Genomic DNA, 16322 nt, shown 5'->3' with positions numbered 1-16322 from the left:
AATTAAGGGTAATGTATTTTGTGGTCTCTTTTTATTATCTCAATAGCACTTATCTACAGAGGAGGAACAAGAGGATGGGTTTAAATAGTTTAAATAGACATGAATATAAAAATAAATTACAAAACACACATTTCGATGTGCTTGTCATTGGTGGAGGAATTACCGGAGCAGGGATTGCTTTAGATGCCGCTACTAGAGGGATGAAGGTAGGGCTAGTTGAAATGCAGGATTTTGCAGCCGGTACATCAAGCCGTTCAACCAAGCTGGTTCACGGTGGATTGCGCTATCTAAAGCAATTGCAAGTAGGAGTAGTTGCAGAGGTTGGGAAAGAAAGGGCTATTGTTTACGAAAATGGTCCCCATGTTACAACACCTGAATGGATGCTATTACCCTTCCATGAAGGCGGTACATTTGGTAAATTTACTACTTCCATTGGCTTACAGATGTATGATTTTCTTGCTGGAGTGAAAAAGGAAGAGCGCCGCACCATGCTTACAGTAGAAGAAACGATTGAAAAGGCTCCATTGGTTAAAAAAGATGGCTTAAAGGGTGGCGGTTACTATGTTGAATACAGAACCGATGATGCCCGCCTGACGATGGAAGTCATGAAAGAAGCATTTGAACAAGGAGCAAGCTTACTGAATTATGCCAAGGTCGAGGATTTAATCTATGAAAATGGAAAAATAGTAGGCGTAAATGTGAAAGATCTATTGGATGAGGGTTCTTTCCAAATTAAAGCAAGGAAGATCATAAATGCAACAGGTCCTTGGGTAGACTTTATCCGTGAAAAAGACAATTCTAAAAAAGGTAAAGTGCTTCAGCTTACTAAAGGTGCACATATCGTGATTGATCAATCCCGTTTTCCTTTGAAACAAGCGGTTTATTTTGATACACCTGATGGAAGAATGGTATTCGCGATTCCGCGTGAAGGTAAGGCATATGTTGGAACAACTGATACATTTTATGGTCAAGATCCAATCAATCCCAAAATGACAGATCAAGACAGAGATTATATATTGGATGCTATTAACTATATGTTCCCTTCCGTAAAACTTACTAAAGAGGATGTGGAATCCAGCTGGGCTGGAGTGCGTCCATTAATCAGCCAGGAGGGGAAAGGTGCTTCTGAGATATCCAGGAAGGATGAAACATGGGTATCTGATTCTGGATTAATTACCATTGCAGGCGGAAAATTGACTGGCTATCGTAAAATGGCTGAAACCGTGCTGGATTTAGTAGCCAAACAATTCAGAGATGAAGGATATAAACATTTTGGTAGCTGCTATACCGAAAAAATGCCGATATCCGGAGGACGTGTTGGAGGATCAGCTAAATTTAATTCATATATAAGTAAAACTAAAGAAAAAGCAATCGGTACCGGGTTATCAGATGCAGAAGCTAGAGAGATTATTTCAACATATGGATCCAATGCTCCACTTCTGTTTGAAATAGCCCGAAAAAACAAAGAAAAAGCGGACGAAATAGGGCTGCCATTGCCAGTATTGGCTAAATTGGGCTATGCAATTGAATATGAACTTGCTTATACGCCGCTTGACTTCTTTAATCGCAGAACAGGTATGGTCCTATTCGATATTGCGCATGTTCATGAATACAAAGATCAAGTGATTTCATATATGAAACAAGTACTGCATTGGACTGAAGAGCAAACAGAGATTTATACAAAAGAGCTTGAAACTGCATTGCATGATGCTGCGAACCCACAATCCGAGTTGGTTACTAATTAATATCAGTATGGATAAATGACCCCACTTCCTTGAAATATAGGTTGTGGGGTTTTTAGGATTCAATATCTTTAAAAAGGGGAATAGAAATAAATCAGAAACTTAGTTTATTTAACATGGGATGGGGGCAGTCAAGATGAATGAAATTCAAGAAAATAAGAAAAATGAATGGATGATTTATACCGGTTCTTATGCTGAAGAACCAAGTGCAGGTATTCATTTATTCAAATTGAACGTGAAAGAAAAGAAACTTGAATTAGTCGAGAAATATACAGGTATTGAAAATCCTTCCTTTCTTGTTATAAATAAAGCTCAAACTCATTTATACGCGGTAAGTGAAGTAGAATATGGGATGGTTGTCTCTTATGCAATCAATCGCCAATCTGAACAGATTAGAGAGTTGAATCGTAAATCTACGAATGGGATGGCACCCTGCTATGTCAGTCTTAGTGAAAATGAATCTTGTTTATACATTAGTAATTATGGTGGCACGGTAACCAGGATAGAACTTCAGGAAGATGGATCACTTGGAGAGCATACGACAACAAATGAACATGTTGGATCAGGGGTTTGGGCAGACAGACAGGATGCAGCGCATGCTCACTCAATCGTACCTGTACCGAATTCCTCCGTTGTGGTTGCAGCAGATTTAGGTACTGATAAAATCTATGTATACGATGATAAGGACTTTTCTAATTTAGCTGAAATGTCTACTATCCCTGGGTCGGGCCCAAGACATTTTGCCTTTCACCCTACATTGCCAATCATGTATGTCATCCAGGAATTAAGCAATACAATCGCTGTATTCGAATTAAATGAACAACGTATACCAGAGTCTCTTTTAGGAGTGGTTACTACATTGCCGGATGATTATAAAGAGGAAAATACTGCAGCCGATTTACACATTTCAGAGGATGGCCAATTCTTATATGCCTCAAATAGAGGGCATGACAGTATTGCAACGTACAAAGTGGCAGAATCAGGTATACCAGAAATTATCGCATTTACACATACGGAAGGACAGGGGCCGAGAAATTTCGAGCTAATAGACGAAGAAAAAGTACTTATTGCAGCAAATGAGAAAAGTGATTCATTAGTTTTATTTGAAATTAATCAAGAAGGTATTCCAAGCTTTACAGGGAATACGATTTCACTTTCGAAACCCGTTTGTGTTCAAGCGATAGTAAGGAATCATGAATGATACAAAAAAAGCTGGTTTGGATTCTTCCAAACCAGCTGTTATTTAATTGGATTGTTCTTTTAAAGACTGTGTATAAGCCGTAAAGATACCTAAAACAATAATAGCCATTCCGCCGTTTAATAGGGAGTATTGCAAGTCCCAATGGCCTGTATATAAATTTTTAATAGACAACACGCTAATTAACACAAGCATCAATGTAATTAAAATATTGTATGCTTTCATTCGTGAAACAACACCCCTTGATTCGAAATTGATCTTTTCCATAGATATTATTTTACTATGGTTTAGGTATGAAAATAAAGGATAATTTTGTCTTTTTTTGTAATATTTTTCTAGAAGTGCTATGGATCACTCCTTAATCTAGTGTTTCCATCAGATTTTCTATCGTTTCTTTTTGCAAGGGTCCGATCATTCGCTTTTGAATGATGCCGTTAGAGTCAATGAAATAACTGGTTGGGATCGTTAAAATTTTATATAATTTAGCAATAGTACCTGTTTGGTCCAGTAATACAGGATACTTAATTTTATACATATTTTGGTAGGTTTGAACGGTTTGCTTGTTCTTTTCTGAATAGGTCATATTCACGCTTAATACAGTAATCTCCTCCATTTTATGTTCACTATAAAATTCGTTGAGATCTGGTATTTCTAATTTGCAGGGTGGACACCAGCTTGCCCAAAAGTTTAATAAAACTTTTTGACCGCGAAAATCAGACAATTTTATGATTTTTCCGTCCTGATTCGTTAATTCGAAATCCGGTGCGAATTGACCTTCCTTAACTCCTGTTTGAGTCAAAACTGGTATAGATTCCTCTGTAATAGGCTCTTTTTTTGTCTGTGTGTAAATAAAAAGAAATATGAGCAAAAAGAATGGAACAAGAATGGCAATTGTTTTATTCTTCAATATGTAAGAAGCCTCCTGTTGTCGTTTTTAGTTAGTAGAAAGTATATGCAAGCCGTGAAAAAAATAATCAATGGCTGTCAAATTGTGTTAAGTTGTTTATAAAAATATGAATAAAGGTAAGAATCTAGTATTGAGCTTTTAGGGAAGTGAGGGAAGATAGATGTTTTATATAGGAGTTGATATAGGAACCACCAGTACAAAGGCTGTATTATTTTCGGGAGACGCATCTGTAATCAGCACCTATCATGTAGAGTACCCGTTATATAGCCCGACTCCGCTTACAGCAGAACAAAATCCGGATGAGATCTTTCATGCTGTACTTAATGCAATAAGAGGAGTAATGGTCCAAAGTCAAATAAATCCTGACGAATTGTCTTTAGTATCCTTTAGCTCGGCAATGCACAGCGTAATTGCAGTTGAGGAAAATGGGAACCCATTAACTCAATGCATTACATGGGCTGACAGCCGTTCAAAGAAGTGGTCCGACTATATTAAAAATGAGAGGAATGGGCAAGAAATTTATCGGAGAACTGGAACGCCAATCCATCCGATGTCTCCTCTTACAAAAATCACTTGGTTGGTAAATGATCATCCCGAATTAGCGGGTAGGACTTATAAATTCATTTCCATTAAAGAATATGTCTTTTATAAATTATTTGGGCAATATGTGATTGATTATTCGGTTGCTTCAGCAACAGGAATGTTTCATCTTGAAAATTTAGAATGGGATTCTGAGGCACTGGCAATTGCGGGTATTACAGAGACCCATTTATCTAAACCAGTTCCAACTACATACTATTTATCAGGCATGGACTCCGCTTATGCAGAGGAAATGAGGCTGCCCAGGGATACTCCATTTGTAGTAGGAGCCAGTGATGGCGTTCTCTCCAATTTGGGTGTCAATGCGATTGATCCAGGGATTGTGGCTGTTACAATTGGAACAAGTGGAGCCATTCGTACAGTAACAGATAGGCCGATTACGGATGAAAAGGGCAGAATTTTTTGCTATGCATTGACGGATAAGCATTGGGTGATTGGCGGACCGGTTAATAATGGGGGTATGACTTTCAGATGGCTAAGAGATGAGCTGGCTTCAGCAGAAGTAGAAACAGCTAAACGCCTCGGAATTGACTCGTATGAGGTACTCACCAAAATAGCTTCAAAAGTAGCACCGGGAGCAGATGGACTGCTGTTTCATCCATATTTGGCAGGAGAGAGAGCGCCCATTTGGAACCCTGATGCCAGAGGATCGTTCTTTGGACTTGGACTTCATCATAAAAAGGAGCATATGGTCAGAGCGGTGCTCGAAGGAGTCATTTTTAATCTCTATACAGTCTTATTAGCTTTGCAGGAATTGATAGGAGTACCGACCAAAATCAGAGCAACGGGGGGATTTGCGCGTTCAGAGTTATGGCGGCAAATGCTTGCGGATATTTTTAATCAGGAAGTGGATGTACCTGAAAGCTTTGAAAGCTCTTGTTTAGGGGCTGTTGTACTCGGCAGATATGCACTTGGTGAAATTGATGATCTTTCCGTTGTATCAAATTATGTAGGAACTACGCATGTCCATACGCCGATTGAAGCGAATGTAGAAAGATATGAGGAATTATTGCCCATTTACATCAATATATACAGAAAATTGGAGTCCGAATATAGCAGTATAGCTGCTTTCCAAAATAAATGGATTAATCATAAATAATTCGTTTTAAATAACATTGTCGTATAGTATTGACAGCATTCTCATTTTCACTGTATCCTTTATACAGGAATAATAATTTTATACAAATCCTCATCGGACTAAAAGATGAGGTAGAGGTCGCGGATTTTATTAGTAAACTAAACGAGAGCCGGAAAGCTTGCTGACTTTAGTTGAAAGGAAAATCTGCCGAAGCGCTCTTTTTTTTCCGAAGAGAGCAGCTGGGACTGTATCCGAACAGGTGCAGGACTGTCATGGAATATATACTTCGTGATAGGTATTTATTCCATGGAGAACTATCCATTTATTGTCTGGTGTGGCTAATCATAAAATGTTGCACACCTTAACAATAAGGTGTGTTTTTTATTTGGTTTATTTACACAGATATGGATAATTCAAAAATAGAGAGTAACATGACAGCTTTGGAAGGGGAATTATCGTGAACAACAAGAAGGAATTGGGTTTTTGGATTTTAACGGCATTTGTAGTCGGCAACATGGTTGGGTCTGGAATTTTTATGCTGCCGCGTACGTTGGCCGAAGTAGCTAGTCCTGCCGGAGTAGTCATGGCATGGGGCTTAACAGGATTAGGAGTATTGACTATTGCACTGGTTTTTGGAAATCTGGCTATTCGGAAGCCACATTTAACAGGTGGCCCCCAGATTTATGCTAAGGAATTGTTCAAGGAAAATTCCTTAGCCTCTAGATTATCTGGTTTTATGTCCACATGGGGATATTGGATTGGTAATTTTGCTGGTAATATTGCCATTATCACAACGTTTGCAGGGTATTTATCTACCTTCTTCCCAAGTTTAACGAGTACGGCTGAACTGTTCAGTATAGGGAATTTTAGTCTAAAAGTAGGAAATGCCTTAACATTCCTTGTCTGTACAATCATGCTCTGGGGCGTTCATTTCTTTATTATGCGAGGCATTGAGAATGCCGGTAAATTAAACTTTGTTGCGACTGCGGCAAAAGTACTTGGATTTGGATTATTCATTGTAATTGGGCTATTTGCCTTTGAACAATCTAATATTATACCGTTTGCGGAAACTCGTATGATCGATGGAGAGAGTCAGGGATTACTCAGTCAGGTAAATTTTGCTGCTGTCTCTACCTTATGGGCTTTTTTAGGGGTTGAATCCGCGGTTGTATTCGCATCAAGGGCGAAGAAAAAAGCAGATGTAAAAAGAGCGACCGTTTTAGGGCTATTAATTGCCTTGGCTATCTATATGGGAATCAGTACTCTTGTTATGGGATTATTAACACAGGATGCACTTATTCATTCAGAAAAACCATTAATTGATGCAATTGAAACAGTACTGGGACCCATTGGTGGGAAAGCATTGGCAGTCATTGGGTTGATCAGTTTATTTGGTTCAACAATTGGCTGGATCTTATTAAGTGCTGAAATACCGTATCAGGCAGCAAAACAAGGTTTATTTATACCTAAGTTTTTGCAGGTCAATAAGCGTGGGATCCCTAATTTTTCCATGATTGTTTCGAATGGTTTAGGTCAATTATTTATCTTCTCAACTATTTCAAATTCGATTGCTCATGCATTTGACTTCATTATTTATATTGCGACACTATCTTATTTAGTTCCATATTTAATTTCCTCCTCATTCCAATTGAAATTAGTTTGGACTGGAGAGACGTATAAATCTAATGAAATGCGTTCACGAATTATTGATGGTACCATAGCCGTATTGGCGACGGCATATTCCATATGGGTAATCATCAAAGGAACGGCTGATTTAAAAACATTTATTTTCGGTGTTATCCTTCTGGCAAGTGGTATCCTGTTCTATCGTTTACTGCCTAAAAACATGGAGGAAGTTAAACAACACGAGAACTATTATTTGAAAAAATCTTTTTAGCTGTAATGATAAGCAAATCCATTCTTAAAGGGTGGGTTTGCTTTTTTGTATTATTTAAAAGTAAAACGGTTGTTATGAAAACTTTTTTCGGGGAGCAATGATAGAGATTAAACAAGTAAGTTCGATAAATTGACATACCCAAAGGGGTATATTACGATTAGACTAATTGATGAACTAATGGAGGTCTATTAAAATGAAGATTTTAATTGTTGGCGGTGTGGCAGGCGGAGCATCTGCTGCGGCAAGACTGCGTCGTCTAAGCGAAAAAGATGAAATCATCATGTTTGAAAAAGGTGAATATATTTCATTTGCGAATTGTGGTCTTCCATATTATATAGGAGAAGTTATCCAAAATCGTAATAAACTGCTTGTTCAAACGGTTGAAGGAATGGGTCAACGCTATAATTTAGATATACGCAACTGGACAGAAATTATCAAAATCAATCGTGAGCAGAAGACTGTCATAGCCAGAAAAGCAATGACAGGCGAGGAATATGAGGAATCCTACGATGTGCTAATACTATCTCCGGGTTCAAAACCGGTTCGTCCAGCCATTCCGGGAATCGATGAGGCTAAATCTGTTTATACACTTCGGAATGTTCCTGATACGGACCGGATCAAAGAAAAGGTGGATCAGGATAAACCTGAGAAGGCTGTCATCATTGGCGGTGGGTTTATAGGAATTGAAATGGCCGAAAATTTACGGGAGCGCGGCATAGATGTAACAGTTATTGAGATGGGAAATCAGGTAATGGCACCAATTGATTTAGAGATGGCTCAAATGGTTCACACACATTTACGGGACAATGGAGTTCATTTAATCCTTGAAGATGGTGTATCATCTTTTGAAAAGAATGGTCGTATCATTCGGTTGAAAAGCGGTAAAGAAGTAGAAACAGATATGATTCTTTTAGCGATTGGTGTTCAACCCGAAAGTACCATCGCGAAAGATGCCGGCCTCGAGCTTGGGGTTCGGGATGCGATAAAAGTAAATGAGCATCTGCAAACATCAGATCCATCTATCTATGCAGTCGGAGATGTCATTGAAGTAAAGGATTATATTAATGGAACGGATACTTATGTACCGCTCGCTTGGCCTGCCAATCGTCAAGGGCGTTTAGTGGCGGATCATATCCACGGGAAAGAAAGTGTTTATACCGGAACATTGGGTACTTCCATAGCGAAGGTGTTTGAGTTGACCGTTGCTTCTACAGGAAGCAACGAAAAGATGCTAAAATCTTTAGGTCTACCATATGAGGTTGTACATGTGGCACCAAGCAGCCATGCTGGCTATTATCCAGGTGCTTCCCAATTGCATTTAAAACTGATCTTCGATAAGGAAACGGGGAAAATATACGGAGCGCAGGCAGTTGGAAAGGATGGAGTAGACAAACGTATAGATGTAATCGCGACAGCTATAAAAGGTGGCTTAACGGCATTAGATCTTCCGGATATCGAGATTGCCTATGCTCCTCCATATTCCTCAGCTAAAGATCCTGTAAATATGGCTGGTTACGCGGCGACCAATATTATTGAGGGAATGGTCAGCACAGTGCAATGGCATGAAATTGATGAGATAGTGGAAAGCGGAGGTTATTTAATAGATGTCCGCTCACCGGCTGAGGTTGCTAAAGGAGCAATTGCCGGCTCGGTCAATATTCCCGTAGATGAATTGAGAGAGCGGTTATCAGAGATTCCAACTGATAAAGATTTGTATCTTACATGTCAGGTAGGTATGAGAGGTTACTTAGCTACCAGAATACTTGAAGGAAACGGCATTAAAGTTAAAAACCTTGATGGCGGATACAATTTATATTCAAAAGCATTTCCTGAAGAGAAATAATAGTAAATGAGAGTTGGAGCTCCCTTCATTCGATAATGTAGATTATCGCTATGGAGGGAGTTTTTTTGTTTAAAGAGATTTATTTGCTGAGACGGTTTGTATGATGGATCGGATTTAGAGATGACTAAATATTGGGGTTAATCCTACATATATAGGTATGCGTCTAAATGTAGTGTGGCTGAATCCCAGGGTGAATCGGCCGGAATGTGGTTCAGATTGGCTGGATTCGGAGAGGAAACGGCTGGATTAAAGCATAGATTGGCTGGAATCAAAGTCAATTCGGCCGGAAGCTAGCTGAAAACTCAATCAGAAACACTTCGTTAAATGGGAAACTGACTGGATATCCCTTTAATCTGCAGGATAATCTCATATGCCAGTAAAAACTAAAAAAATGCCCAGCTGGATATGACCCAGATGGGCGATTCCTCTTTCTCATTAACTCGCTAATTCGACTTCTTCTGGTTCTTTGATGTTTTTCGTAGCAAGAATGTTAATTAAGAGCAGTGAAAATCCAGTGATGAGCGGTATATAAAAAGCTGGTATGTAGTCAAGCAAGATGCCGAAAAGAATCATCCCAAGCGGTGAGATCGCAGATGCAATCGTTTCAACTAATCCGAAAATACGTCCTAGATAGTGGGGCGGGGTTGTACGTTGTATTAGTACATGAATGGGAATATTTACGATCATGATGATAGAACCAATCATTCCAAGGATGATGATATAGTATCCGACATTAGCAATCTCTGAAGTCATTTTGAGAATAGGAGGCAAGCCAATCATAATGACAAGTATTGCTAAACCAATTAAGCCCAATCTGATTTTCTTTAATTTATCTTTCATTTCAGGGCGTTGTGAAATGATTAATGATGTGATGAGTGCTCCAACAGAAACCATCGAAGCAGCAATTCCGTATGATTGGGAAGAAAAATTCAGTGATGTGTTCAGGATGTAGGGGATTGCAACATTTATACCCGCAAAGAAGAAGTTAATCCAAAGCGATACTTTGAGCAGGGAGAATAAAAAATCATTTTCTTTTAAATAGGAGAAGCCTTCAGCCAAGCTCTTCATGAATTGCGTCTTTTCCTGTTGTTCCGCTTTCTCAGTGTACAGGTTGAAAATAATAAATAATTCAATTATACCGGCAAGTATGAAGGTGATTCCAGTTAGCAAAATGATTTCCTCAATTGCTAAGAATCCGTATAGAATACCAGCTATGATTGGACCGAGTATACCGGCAAGCGATGATGCGGATTGGTTTAATGAGCCTGCCTTTTGTATCGATTTATTCCCAGCCATTGAGGGAATGGTTGAAGATGCAGTCACAGAAAAGAAGGTGGAAAAAATCCCTAGCAGAACTTCTGATGTATATAACAATGCAAGTGAGAGCTCTAAGAAGTGAGAATAACCAATCATAAAAAACATGAGTATTCCGCTAAGAATTTCGGTCAAAATAATGATCGTTTTACGATTAAAGCGATCAGCAAGGGTTCCGGCAATTGGCCCAAATATAATTCGGGGAACAGAGGCAAACACAAGAGCAAGTGCAAAACTTGTACCTGAACCTGTAATTTTTAAAATGTATAATCCGATGGCGAATGAATAGATGCTTGCACCAAATAACGAAATAAATTTTCCAATAAAAAATAATAAAATATTCCTTGCGCTTAATCTCTCTTGTTCTGCTTCGGTATAACGTACACTCATGGGCTTTTCTCCTTTAGTTTAAAAGTTTAATATCATTAAACTTATTATATAAATACTAATTTTTGGAAGTCAACAAAAAATTTAAAATAATTAAACTTTAATTTGTGAATCGGAAGTATTTACCGTATACTTTCCATAAGGAGGGGATAACCATGCTGGGCAATAAAATTAAAACGTTACGTAAAGCTTTAGGGATGACTCAATCCGAGTTGGCTGGAGATCGATTGACAAAGGGAATGCTGAGCCAAATTGAAAACAGTAAAGCAACGCCATCGATGAGCACACTAGAATATCTTGCTCAACAGCTTGGTTGTGAACCTAGTGATCTTCTGAATGAGAAAGAGGATTATTTACCTTTATTAAATGAAATCAAGAATGATAAGAAACAAGAAAACTATTTAGCTATTTGCGATAAATTATCTAAGCGGGTTTCTGAGAATTTACCACGTAGTGTAATTGAAGCGAAATTATACAGTTTATATGCAGAAGCAGGCTTTCAATTGGATAAACCAGATATGAAAAAATATATTGAATTAGCAGCTTCTTATTTTCAGATGAATTCTTTGTTCCTAGACGGTGCTGAAACATTATGGTTTTATCATCAATATTGTTTGTGGCATGGAAAGTGGGATGAATCTTTAATCATTTTGAGTGAAATCAGAAAATTCTACTCTGGTAATGGACTTGAAGAAAATACCGTATTTCAATTGAAGCTTTTATTGGATGAAGGAATCGTCTTATCAGCGTTAGAAGAATATGAAGAATCCCATTTAAAATTGCAGGAAGCCATCACATTGTCCAAAGAGACGAATGTCTATTATCGTATGGATGATATATACAGGATTGCTTCCAATTATCCGCTTGTGATGAGAGATGATAAGGAGTTTCTTAGATTAATCAGTAAGTCTCGGGAATATGCAATTTTTTCGGAAAATAAGATTGCATTAATGATGTTTCCACTTTTATATGCGGTTTATCATAATGAAATAACAAAAGACTACAAAAAAGCTATTTACTACCTAGAAGAATTTGCGATTAATCCGGAAAAGATAGACGAACTTTATTATCTGGAATATGGGAAAGCACTATATGGTCTGGGAGAAATTGATCGAGCTTTGGAAAATCTACGTAAATGCCATCTATCCGGTGCTTTGGTGCATCCCATCGATGTAGGAATGGTGCAATCTGCAGGAATCTATATTGCTCTTTGTTTAAATCAACAGGGCCACAAGGATGAAGCCCTGGAGCAAATTAATAAAACTTATGATTTATTAAAGAGTATGCCGAAATCTATTTATTATAAAAGAGCTGTTGAGGTTAGAGAAACATTGCTAAATGAAAAGGGAACTGTACATTGAACATATATATGGCTGTTCATTCAGTTCCTTTATTTTTATCCATCTGTTTTCAAAGGTTTAGATCTCATTTATAAACGCTTCATGTAACCATACAATGTTGTTTGGACACGATGATTATGATGATTTTGACAGATGGTAGTGTATTTTTATTTAATGGTTCCAATCCATTCATTTCTGGTATTGAGATGTCCATTAAGATTTTCGGTTAGTTTACTTACTCGCTCAATTCCAGTTTGCATCGTCTCAATTCTACGGGTCCTTCTACTATCCCCTTAGTTTATTCTCATGAAGGAGAATAAACTTCTACAATAATAGGTTGTTAGTAATTTCACTCATTAACCCTCAAGGCTGATACATATAAGGATCTTCATAAAATAGCTCCATATAGATATAGGAATGATAGGCTTGATAGCTTTATACTGGAAAACAGAATTATTTTTCTAGTAAAATAATTATATAAAAGAATATGATTATACCATTAACTGCTTAATGTGGAGCGAACGATTGATTGAAAAAGGTGGGTTATTGATGAAGAGGTTACGCATCTTTTTAGTGTTTGTAGCATTATGGATTATATATGAACCGAGTAGTTTCGCAGAAACAACTCTGCAGCAGCAAATTGACCAAACGCCCGTTGGAGGAACTTTGATTGTTAAAAGTGGTACCTATGAAGATCCGGTTTCTATAAATAAGCCAATGACCATTAAAGGAACAGAGGATACAGTGCTGAGTTATACAGGAGAGGGGTCCTTTATAAACATTTCTGGTAAGGATGTACAGATATCAAATATTGAAATAGAGGCAACTCGCTTACCAATTGATGAATCTGCGATTGTGCTGGCTGGAAATCATCATAAACTTAACGATCTCACAATCAGATCAGCTGGGAATGGTATTAAACTGGATAAAGCGAATCATGTAAGTGTACTAGAAAGTTCATTTACAGGAACGTCTGAAGGCCATGCTATTAATCTATGGGAGTCAAATTACAACACATTCAGTAAAAATTCAATACGTAATGTTCAGGATGGATTTTATGTAGAATACAGCCATCATAATACATTTAAAAACAATAAAATTCAGGATGCCCATTATGGGGTGCATTTAATGTATTCCAATTCCTGTTTGATCGAAGGGAATGAATCACTCAATAACTTTACGGGTGCCATGATCATGGGTGCGGAAGATGCAATCGTACGTAAGAATACATTCGCTGAAAATAATGAAAATGTGAATTCTCAGGGTTTGTTACTATACGATTCAAGGAATGTTACGGTTGAAACAAATGAGATTCACAATAATCGGATTGGCATATTTATTGAAAAGGCCAATATGAATACCGTTAAGAATAACAGGCTGCAATCAAATTTTGTAGGTATTCAGTTTAAAGAATCAGAGGAAAATCGGATTAACCGAAATGATTTCCTGGGTAATGTGAATGATGCCCAGGCCATCGAAAGTGAAGGGAATCAATTGGATGGGAACTACTGGGACGCATCAGCGAAAATAGATTCAGACGGAGATAGTATAAGTAATTTAATCTACCGAGCCGATCCTTATTTTCTGGCTTTGACAGAGGAAGTTCCCGAGTATCAGCTCTTTTTCCAGGCACCGGGAATAACAATTCTGCAAAAAATGCTGAAAAGTACGGATGAAGAGCTATTAACAGACTCAGCTCCCTTAATGGAATCTATCCAATCAAACAATCAAAAAAATCATGCTGATCTGTCAGTATGGATAGTCAGCGGATTATTGTTTATAGGCAGTTTATTTCTATTCATAAAAGGGAGGAAACAACAATGAAACACTCATTATGGAAAACTGCGTTAGTCGGAATTGGAGCAGTTATGCTTATGTCTGCCTGCGGTAATGAATCGGCTGAGCCAGTGGAAATTGATCCAAAGACTGACACATGCGCAAACTGTAATATGTCGGTTGCGGATAATCAGCATGCAACAGAAATTATCCTAACAGATGGTAAAACATTTGTTTTTGACGACATTGGCTGCATGTTTAACTGGACAGATGAAAACGAGGAAAAGGAAATTGAAAAGACCTTTGTACGTGATTATCATTCTAAAGAATGGATAGATGTTGAAAATTCCTATTTCGTTTATGGAGAAGAAATCAAGACACCAATGTCATACCACGTGATTTCTTTTGAAGACCAATCAAGTGCTGAAGAATTTGTTGAAGAATCAGGAGGAAGTTTATTATCCTACGACGATTTACAAAAACATGATTGGAAACAGCATAAAGAGATGAATCATAATGAAACGGACAGTCATGGCCATAGTTAACAGGTAAAGAAAAACAAGGCAGCCGGCATGGTTGCCTTTTATTTAGATGTCCTCACGGGAGGGAAGAAGGATGTGGAACATATGGAGCTCTGAATGGAGAATGACTTCGCGAGGCCGTTCGTATTATTCAATCGCCATTCTATGGATTGTTGTCATTTCTCTTTTATTGGCATTGGAGCGGACAAATGGAGCAATCTCAGGATATACAAATATTACAGGAACAGTTGTTAATATTATGTTATATATATTGCCATTATTTATGTTGATTTTTGGCTCCTTTTCAATAGCTAATGAAATGGAAAATGGTCAATGGAGATTATTATGTACGTATCCATTAGATGTCGTCTCCTACTTTTTTGGTAAACTGGGAGGCCAATTTACTGCCCAGGCAGTGTGTTTTTCACTTGCATATTGGCTGAGTATGATAATTGGATTGTTGACTGGGATTGATATTTCATTAACTTGGATGCTTGTTCTTTTTCTATTTAGCATGCTGTTAATCTTATTTTTCCTGACACTTGGCCTTTTTATAGGGTCATTTGTAAGCACAAAATGGCAGGCACTTACTTTATCAGTGGCAGTCTGGTTTCTTCTTATCATGATATGGCCGACTGCGTTAATCGCTGTTTTAGGTGCTTTACCTTATTCAATGATAGGAGTGCTTATGAAAATTGCGATGATCGTAAATCCAGCAGAATTCTTACGCTTTTTCTTGGTAATCAGATTGGATGGCGGTTCTATCTTCGGTCAAGCCTATGATGGATTGGTTCCGCTATTTAATGAAGGAATTGTATGGGGAGTACTATTCTTATACGCCTTTGTATTTATTGCCGCGTTAGGCTTTATTGCAATTTGGTTTTTAAAAAGGAGAAGAGCACAATGACAAGGTTAGAAGTGACTGATATCTCAAAACACTATAAAACCGATACAGCGTTGCAGCCATTTTCGTTGGCAGTGCAGGAAGGCCAATGTGTTGCTTTATGCGGAGGAAACGGTGCTGGGAAAAGTACTATCCTGAATATTTTAGCCAGTATCTCTTCCCCTTCAGCCGGAACGGTTTTGTTGGATGAGGTCAATATGACTGCACAAAATAAAGAATATGTATCATTGATCGGTTATATGCCTGATGAATTTTATGCTCAGGGTGATATGAATGTAGAGGAGTTTATGTCTTTTTATGCTGCTATCCGAGAGGTTTCCAATGATCGAGTGAGAGATGTGATTGATCGTTTGGGATTAACCGGCAAGCGGAAAGAGCTCGTAAAAAATCTTTCTAAAGGCATGAGACAAAGGCTGTTATTCGGCCAATCGATTTTAGCTGAACCCAGACTTTTAATTATGGACGAGCCGACCAATGGACTCGATCCTTACTGGATTAATGAATTTATAGATATCATCAAAAAGCTTAAAGAAGCAGGCACAATAACGATTTTCTCTACTCATATGATGGATGTTGCCGCAGAACTTGCCGACAGGGTGTTATTCATTGAAAAAGGGCAGCTAGCTCAAACACTTAAAAATGATTTTTCTAATATAGATGGATTTACAAAAGAGTTACTAACCTTGTACAGACAACGAATTTAAAAAGGCTCGACTGCAGCCTTGTTTTCTAAGACGTACGCTTGATTTGAAATTAAAATATATAAGAATAATAAAAGGCATGAGTTCGGAAGATTCCCGAAACTCATGCCTATT

General features: G+C 37.9%; 13 protein-coding genes and 1 riboswitch. Of the genes, 10 read left to right on the top strand and 3 right to left on the bottom strand.

The window, feature by feature from the left end; all coding sequences use genetic code 11:
• Positions 1-74 precede the first annotated feature (74 nt).
• Both AC4D4A_RS07280 and AC4D4A_RS07275 read left to right on the top strand, forming a co-directional pair.
• Entirely contained in the window at positions 75-1745 is a 1671-nt protein-coding gene (locus tag AC4D4A_RS07280; RefSeq protein ID WP_490995279.1) for a glycerol-3-phosphate dehydrogenase/oxidase, read from the top strand.
• Positions 1746-1878: 133 nt separating this feature from the next.
• The gene (locus AC4D4A_RS07275) at positions 1879-2943 is read left to right on the top strand and encodes a lactonase family protein (RefSeq protein WP_490995278.1); all 1065 of its coding nucleotides are present in this window, start codon (positions 1879-1881) and stop codon (positions 2941-2943) included.
• A gap of 42 nt (positions 2944-2985) precedes the next feature.
• On the opposite strand, the gene AC4D4A_RS07270 is transcribed toward AC4D4A_RS07275, so the two are convergent.
• Together AC4D4A_RS07270 and AC4D4A_RS07265 are read right to left on the bottom strand one after the other, a co-directional pair.
• Positions 2986-3165, bottom strand: a complete 180-nt coding sequence (locus AC4D4A_RS07270; RefSeq protein ID WP_490995277.1) for a hypothetical protein — start codon at positions 3163-3165, stop codon at positions 2986-2988.
• Between the two features lie 133 nt (positions 3166-3298).
• Positions 3299-3847, bottom strand: a complete 549-nt coding sequence (locus tag AC4D4A_RS07265) for a peroxiredoxin family protein (protein WP_490995276.1) — start codon at positions 3845-3847, stop codon at positions 3299-3301.
• A gap of 160 nt (positions 3848-4007) precedes the next feature.
• Here AC4D4A_RS07265 and gntK point away from each other — a divergent pair, with 160 nt between their 5' ends.
• From gntK to cdr, 3 genes are all read left to right on the top strand, one after another.
• Positions 4008-5546, top strand: coding sequence for a gluconokinase (gene gntK, locus AC4D4A_RS07260; protein WP_490995275.1), 1539 nt, complete (start codon positions 4008-4010; stop codon positions 5544-5546).
• 103 nt (positions 5547-5649) lie between these two features.
• Positions 5650-5850, top strand: a riboswitch (Lysine riboswitch).
• Positions 5851-5982: 132 nt separating this feature from the next.
• Positions 5983-7422, top strand: a complete 1440-nt coding sequence (locus AC4D4A_RS07255) for an amino acid permease (protein WP_490995274.1) — start codon at positions 5983-5985, stop codon at positions 7420-7422.
• 193 nt (positions 7423-7615) lie between these two features.
• Positions 7616-9265: a CoA-disulfide reductase gene (gene cdr, locus AC4D4A_RS07250; protein ID WP_490995273.1), complete on the top strand. Its 1650-nt coding sequence runs from the start codon at positions 7616-7618 to the stop codon at positions 9263-9265.
• Between the two features lie 435 nt (positions 9266-9700).
• Here the strand turns inward: cdr and AC4D4A_RS07245 are convergent, their stop codons facing one another.
• Positions 9701-10969, bottom strand: a complete 1269-nt coding sequence (locus AC4D4A_RS07245; protein ID WP_490995272.1) for an MFS transporter — start codon at positions 10967-10969, stop codon at positions 9701-9703.
• A 152-nt stretch (positions 10970-11121) separates the two neighbouring features.
• On the opposite strand from AC4D4A_RS07245, the gene AC4D4A_RS07240 reads away from it, so the two are divergent.
• From AC4D4A_RS07240 to AC4D4A_RS07220, 5 genes are all read left to right on the top strand, one after another.
• Positions 11122-12327: a helix-turn-helix domain-containing protein gene (locus AC4D4A_RS07240; protein ID WP_490995271.1), complete on the top strand. Its 1206-nt coding sequence runs from the start codon at positions 11122-11124 to the stop codon at positions 12325-12327.
• A 528-nt stretch (positions 12328-12855) separates the two neighbouring features.
• A complete protein-coding gene (locus AC4D4A_RS07235; protein ID WP_490995270.1) occupies positions 12856-14130 on the top strand; it encodes a right-handed parallel beta-helix repeat-containing protein in 1275 nt (424 codons plus the stop codon).
• Positions 14127-14627, top strand: coding sequence for a nitrous oxide reductase accessory protein NosL (locus tag AC4D4A_RS07230; RefSeq protein WP_490995269.1), 501 nt, complete (start codon positions 14127-14129; stop codon positions 14625-14627). The genes AC4D4A_RS07235 and AC4D4A_RS07230 overlap by 4 nt, the downstream gene beginning before the upstream one ends.
• A 70-nt stretch (positions 14628-14697) precedes the next feature.
• Entirely contained in the window at positions 14698-15510 is an 813-nt protein-coding gene (locus AC4D4A_RS07225; RefSeq protein ID WP_490995268.1) for an ABC transporter permease, read from the top strand.
• Positions 15507-16211, top strand: a complete 705-nt coding sequence (locus AC4D4A_RS07220; RefSeq protein ID WP_490995267.1) for an ABC transporter ATP-binding protein — start codon at positions 15507-15509, stop codon at positions 16209-16211. The genes AC4D4A_RS07225 and AC4D4A_RS07220 overlap by 4 nt, the downstream gene beginning before the upstream one ends.
• The last annotated feature ends 111 nt before the right edge of the window (positions 16212-16322 follow it).

It is taken from the genome of Pradoshia sp. Z5_111 (genome assembly GCF_058267535.1).
Note: the sequence above shows the minus strand (reverse complement) of the source record. Positions and strands in the feature narration are given on the sequence as shown.

Bases quoted from the DNA above. Each gene is read 5' to 3' on its own strand.
- AC4D4A_RS07245 (WP_490995272.1), bottom strand. From the start codon at position 10,969: ATGAGTGTACGTTATACCGAAGCAGAACAAGAGAGATTAAGCGCAAGG.
- cdr (WP_490995273.1), top strand. From the start codon at position 7,616: ATGAAGATTTTAATTGTTGGCGGTGTGGCAGGCGGAGCATCTGCTGCG.
- AC4D4A_RS07280 (WP_490995279.1), top strand. From the start codon at position 75: ATGGGTTTAAATAGTTTAAATAGACATGAATATAAAAATAAATTACAA.
- AC4D4A_RS07230 (WP_490995269.1), top strand. From the start codon at position 14,127: ATGAAACACTCATTATGGAAAACTGCGTTAGTCGGAATTGGAGCAGTT.
- AC4D4A_RS07275 (WP_490995278.1), top strand. From the start codon at position 1,879: ATGAATGAAATTCAAGAAAATAAGAAAAATGAATGGATGATTTATACC.
- AC4D4A_RS07225 (WP_490995268.1), top strand. From the start codon at position 14,698: ATGTGGAACATATGGAGCTCTGAATGGAGAATGACTTCGCGAGGCCGT.
- AC4D4A_RS07240 (WP_490995271.1), top strand. From the start codon at position 11,122: ATGCTGGGCAATAAAATTAAAACGTTACGTAAAGCTTTAGGGATGACT.
- AC4D4A_RS07220 (WP_490995267.1), top strand. From the start codon at position 15,507: ATGACAAGGTTAGAAGTGACTGATATCTCAAAACACTATAAAACCGAT.
- AC4D4A_RS07235 (WP_490995270.1), top strand. From the start codon at position 12,856: ATGAAGAGGTTACGCATCTTTTTAGTGTTTGTAGCATTATGGATTATA.
- AC4D4A_RS07270 (WP_490995277.1), bottom strand. From the start codon at position 3,165: ATGAAAGCATACAATATTTTAATTACATTGATGCTTGTGTTAATTAGC.
- gntK (WP_490995275.1), top strand. From the start codon at position 4,008: ATGTTTTATATAGGAGTTGATATAGGAACCACCAGTACAAAGGCTGTA.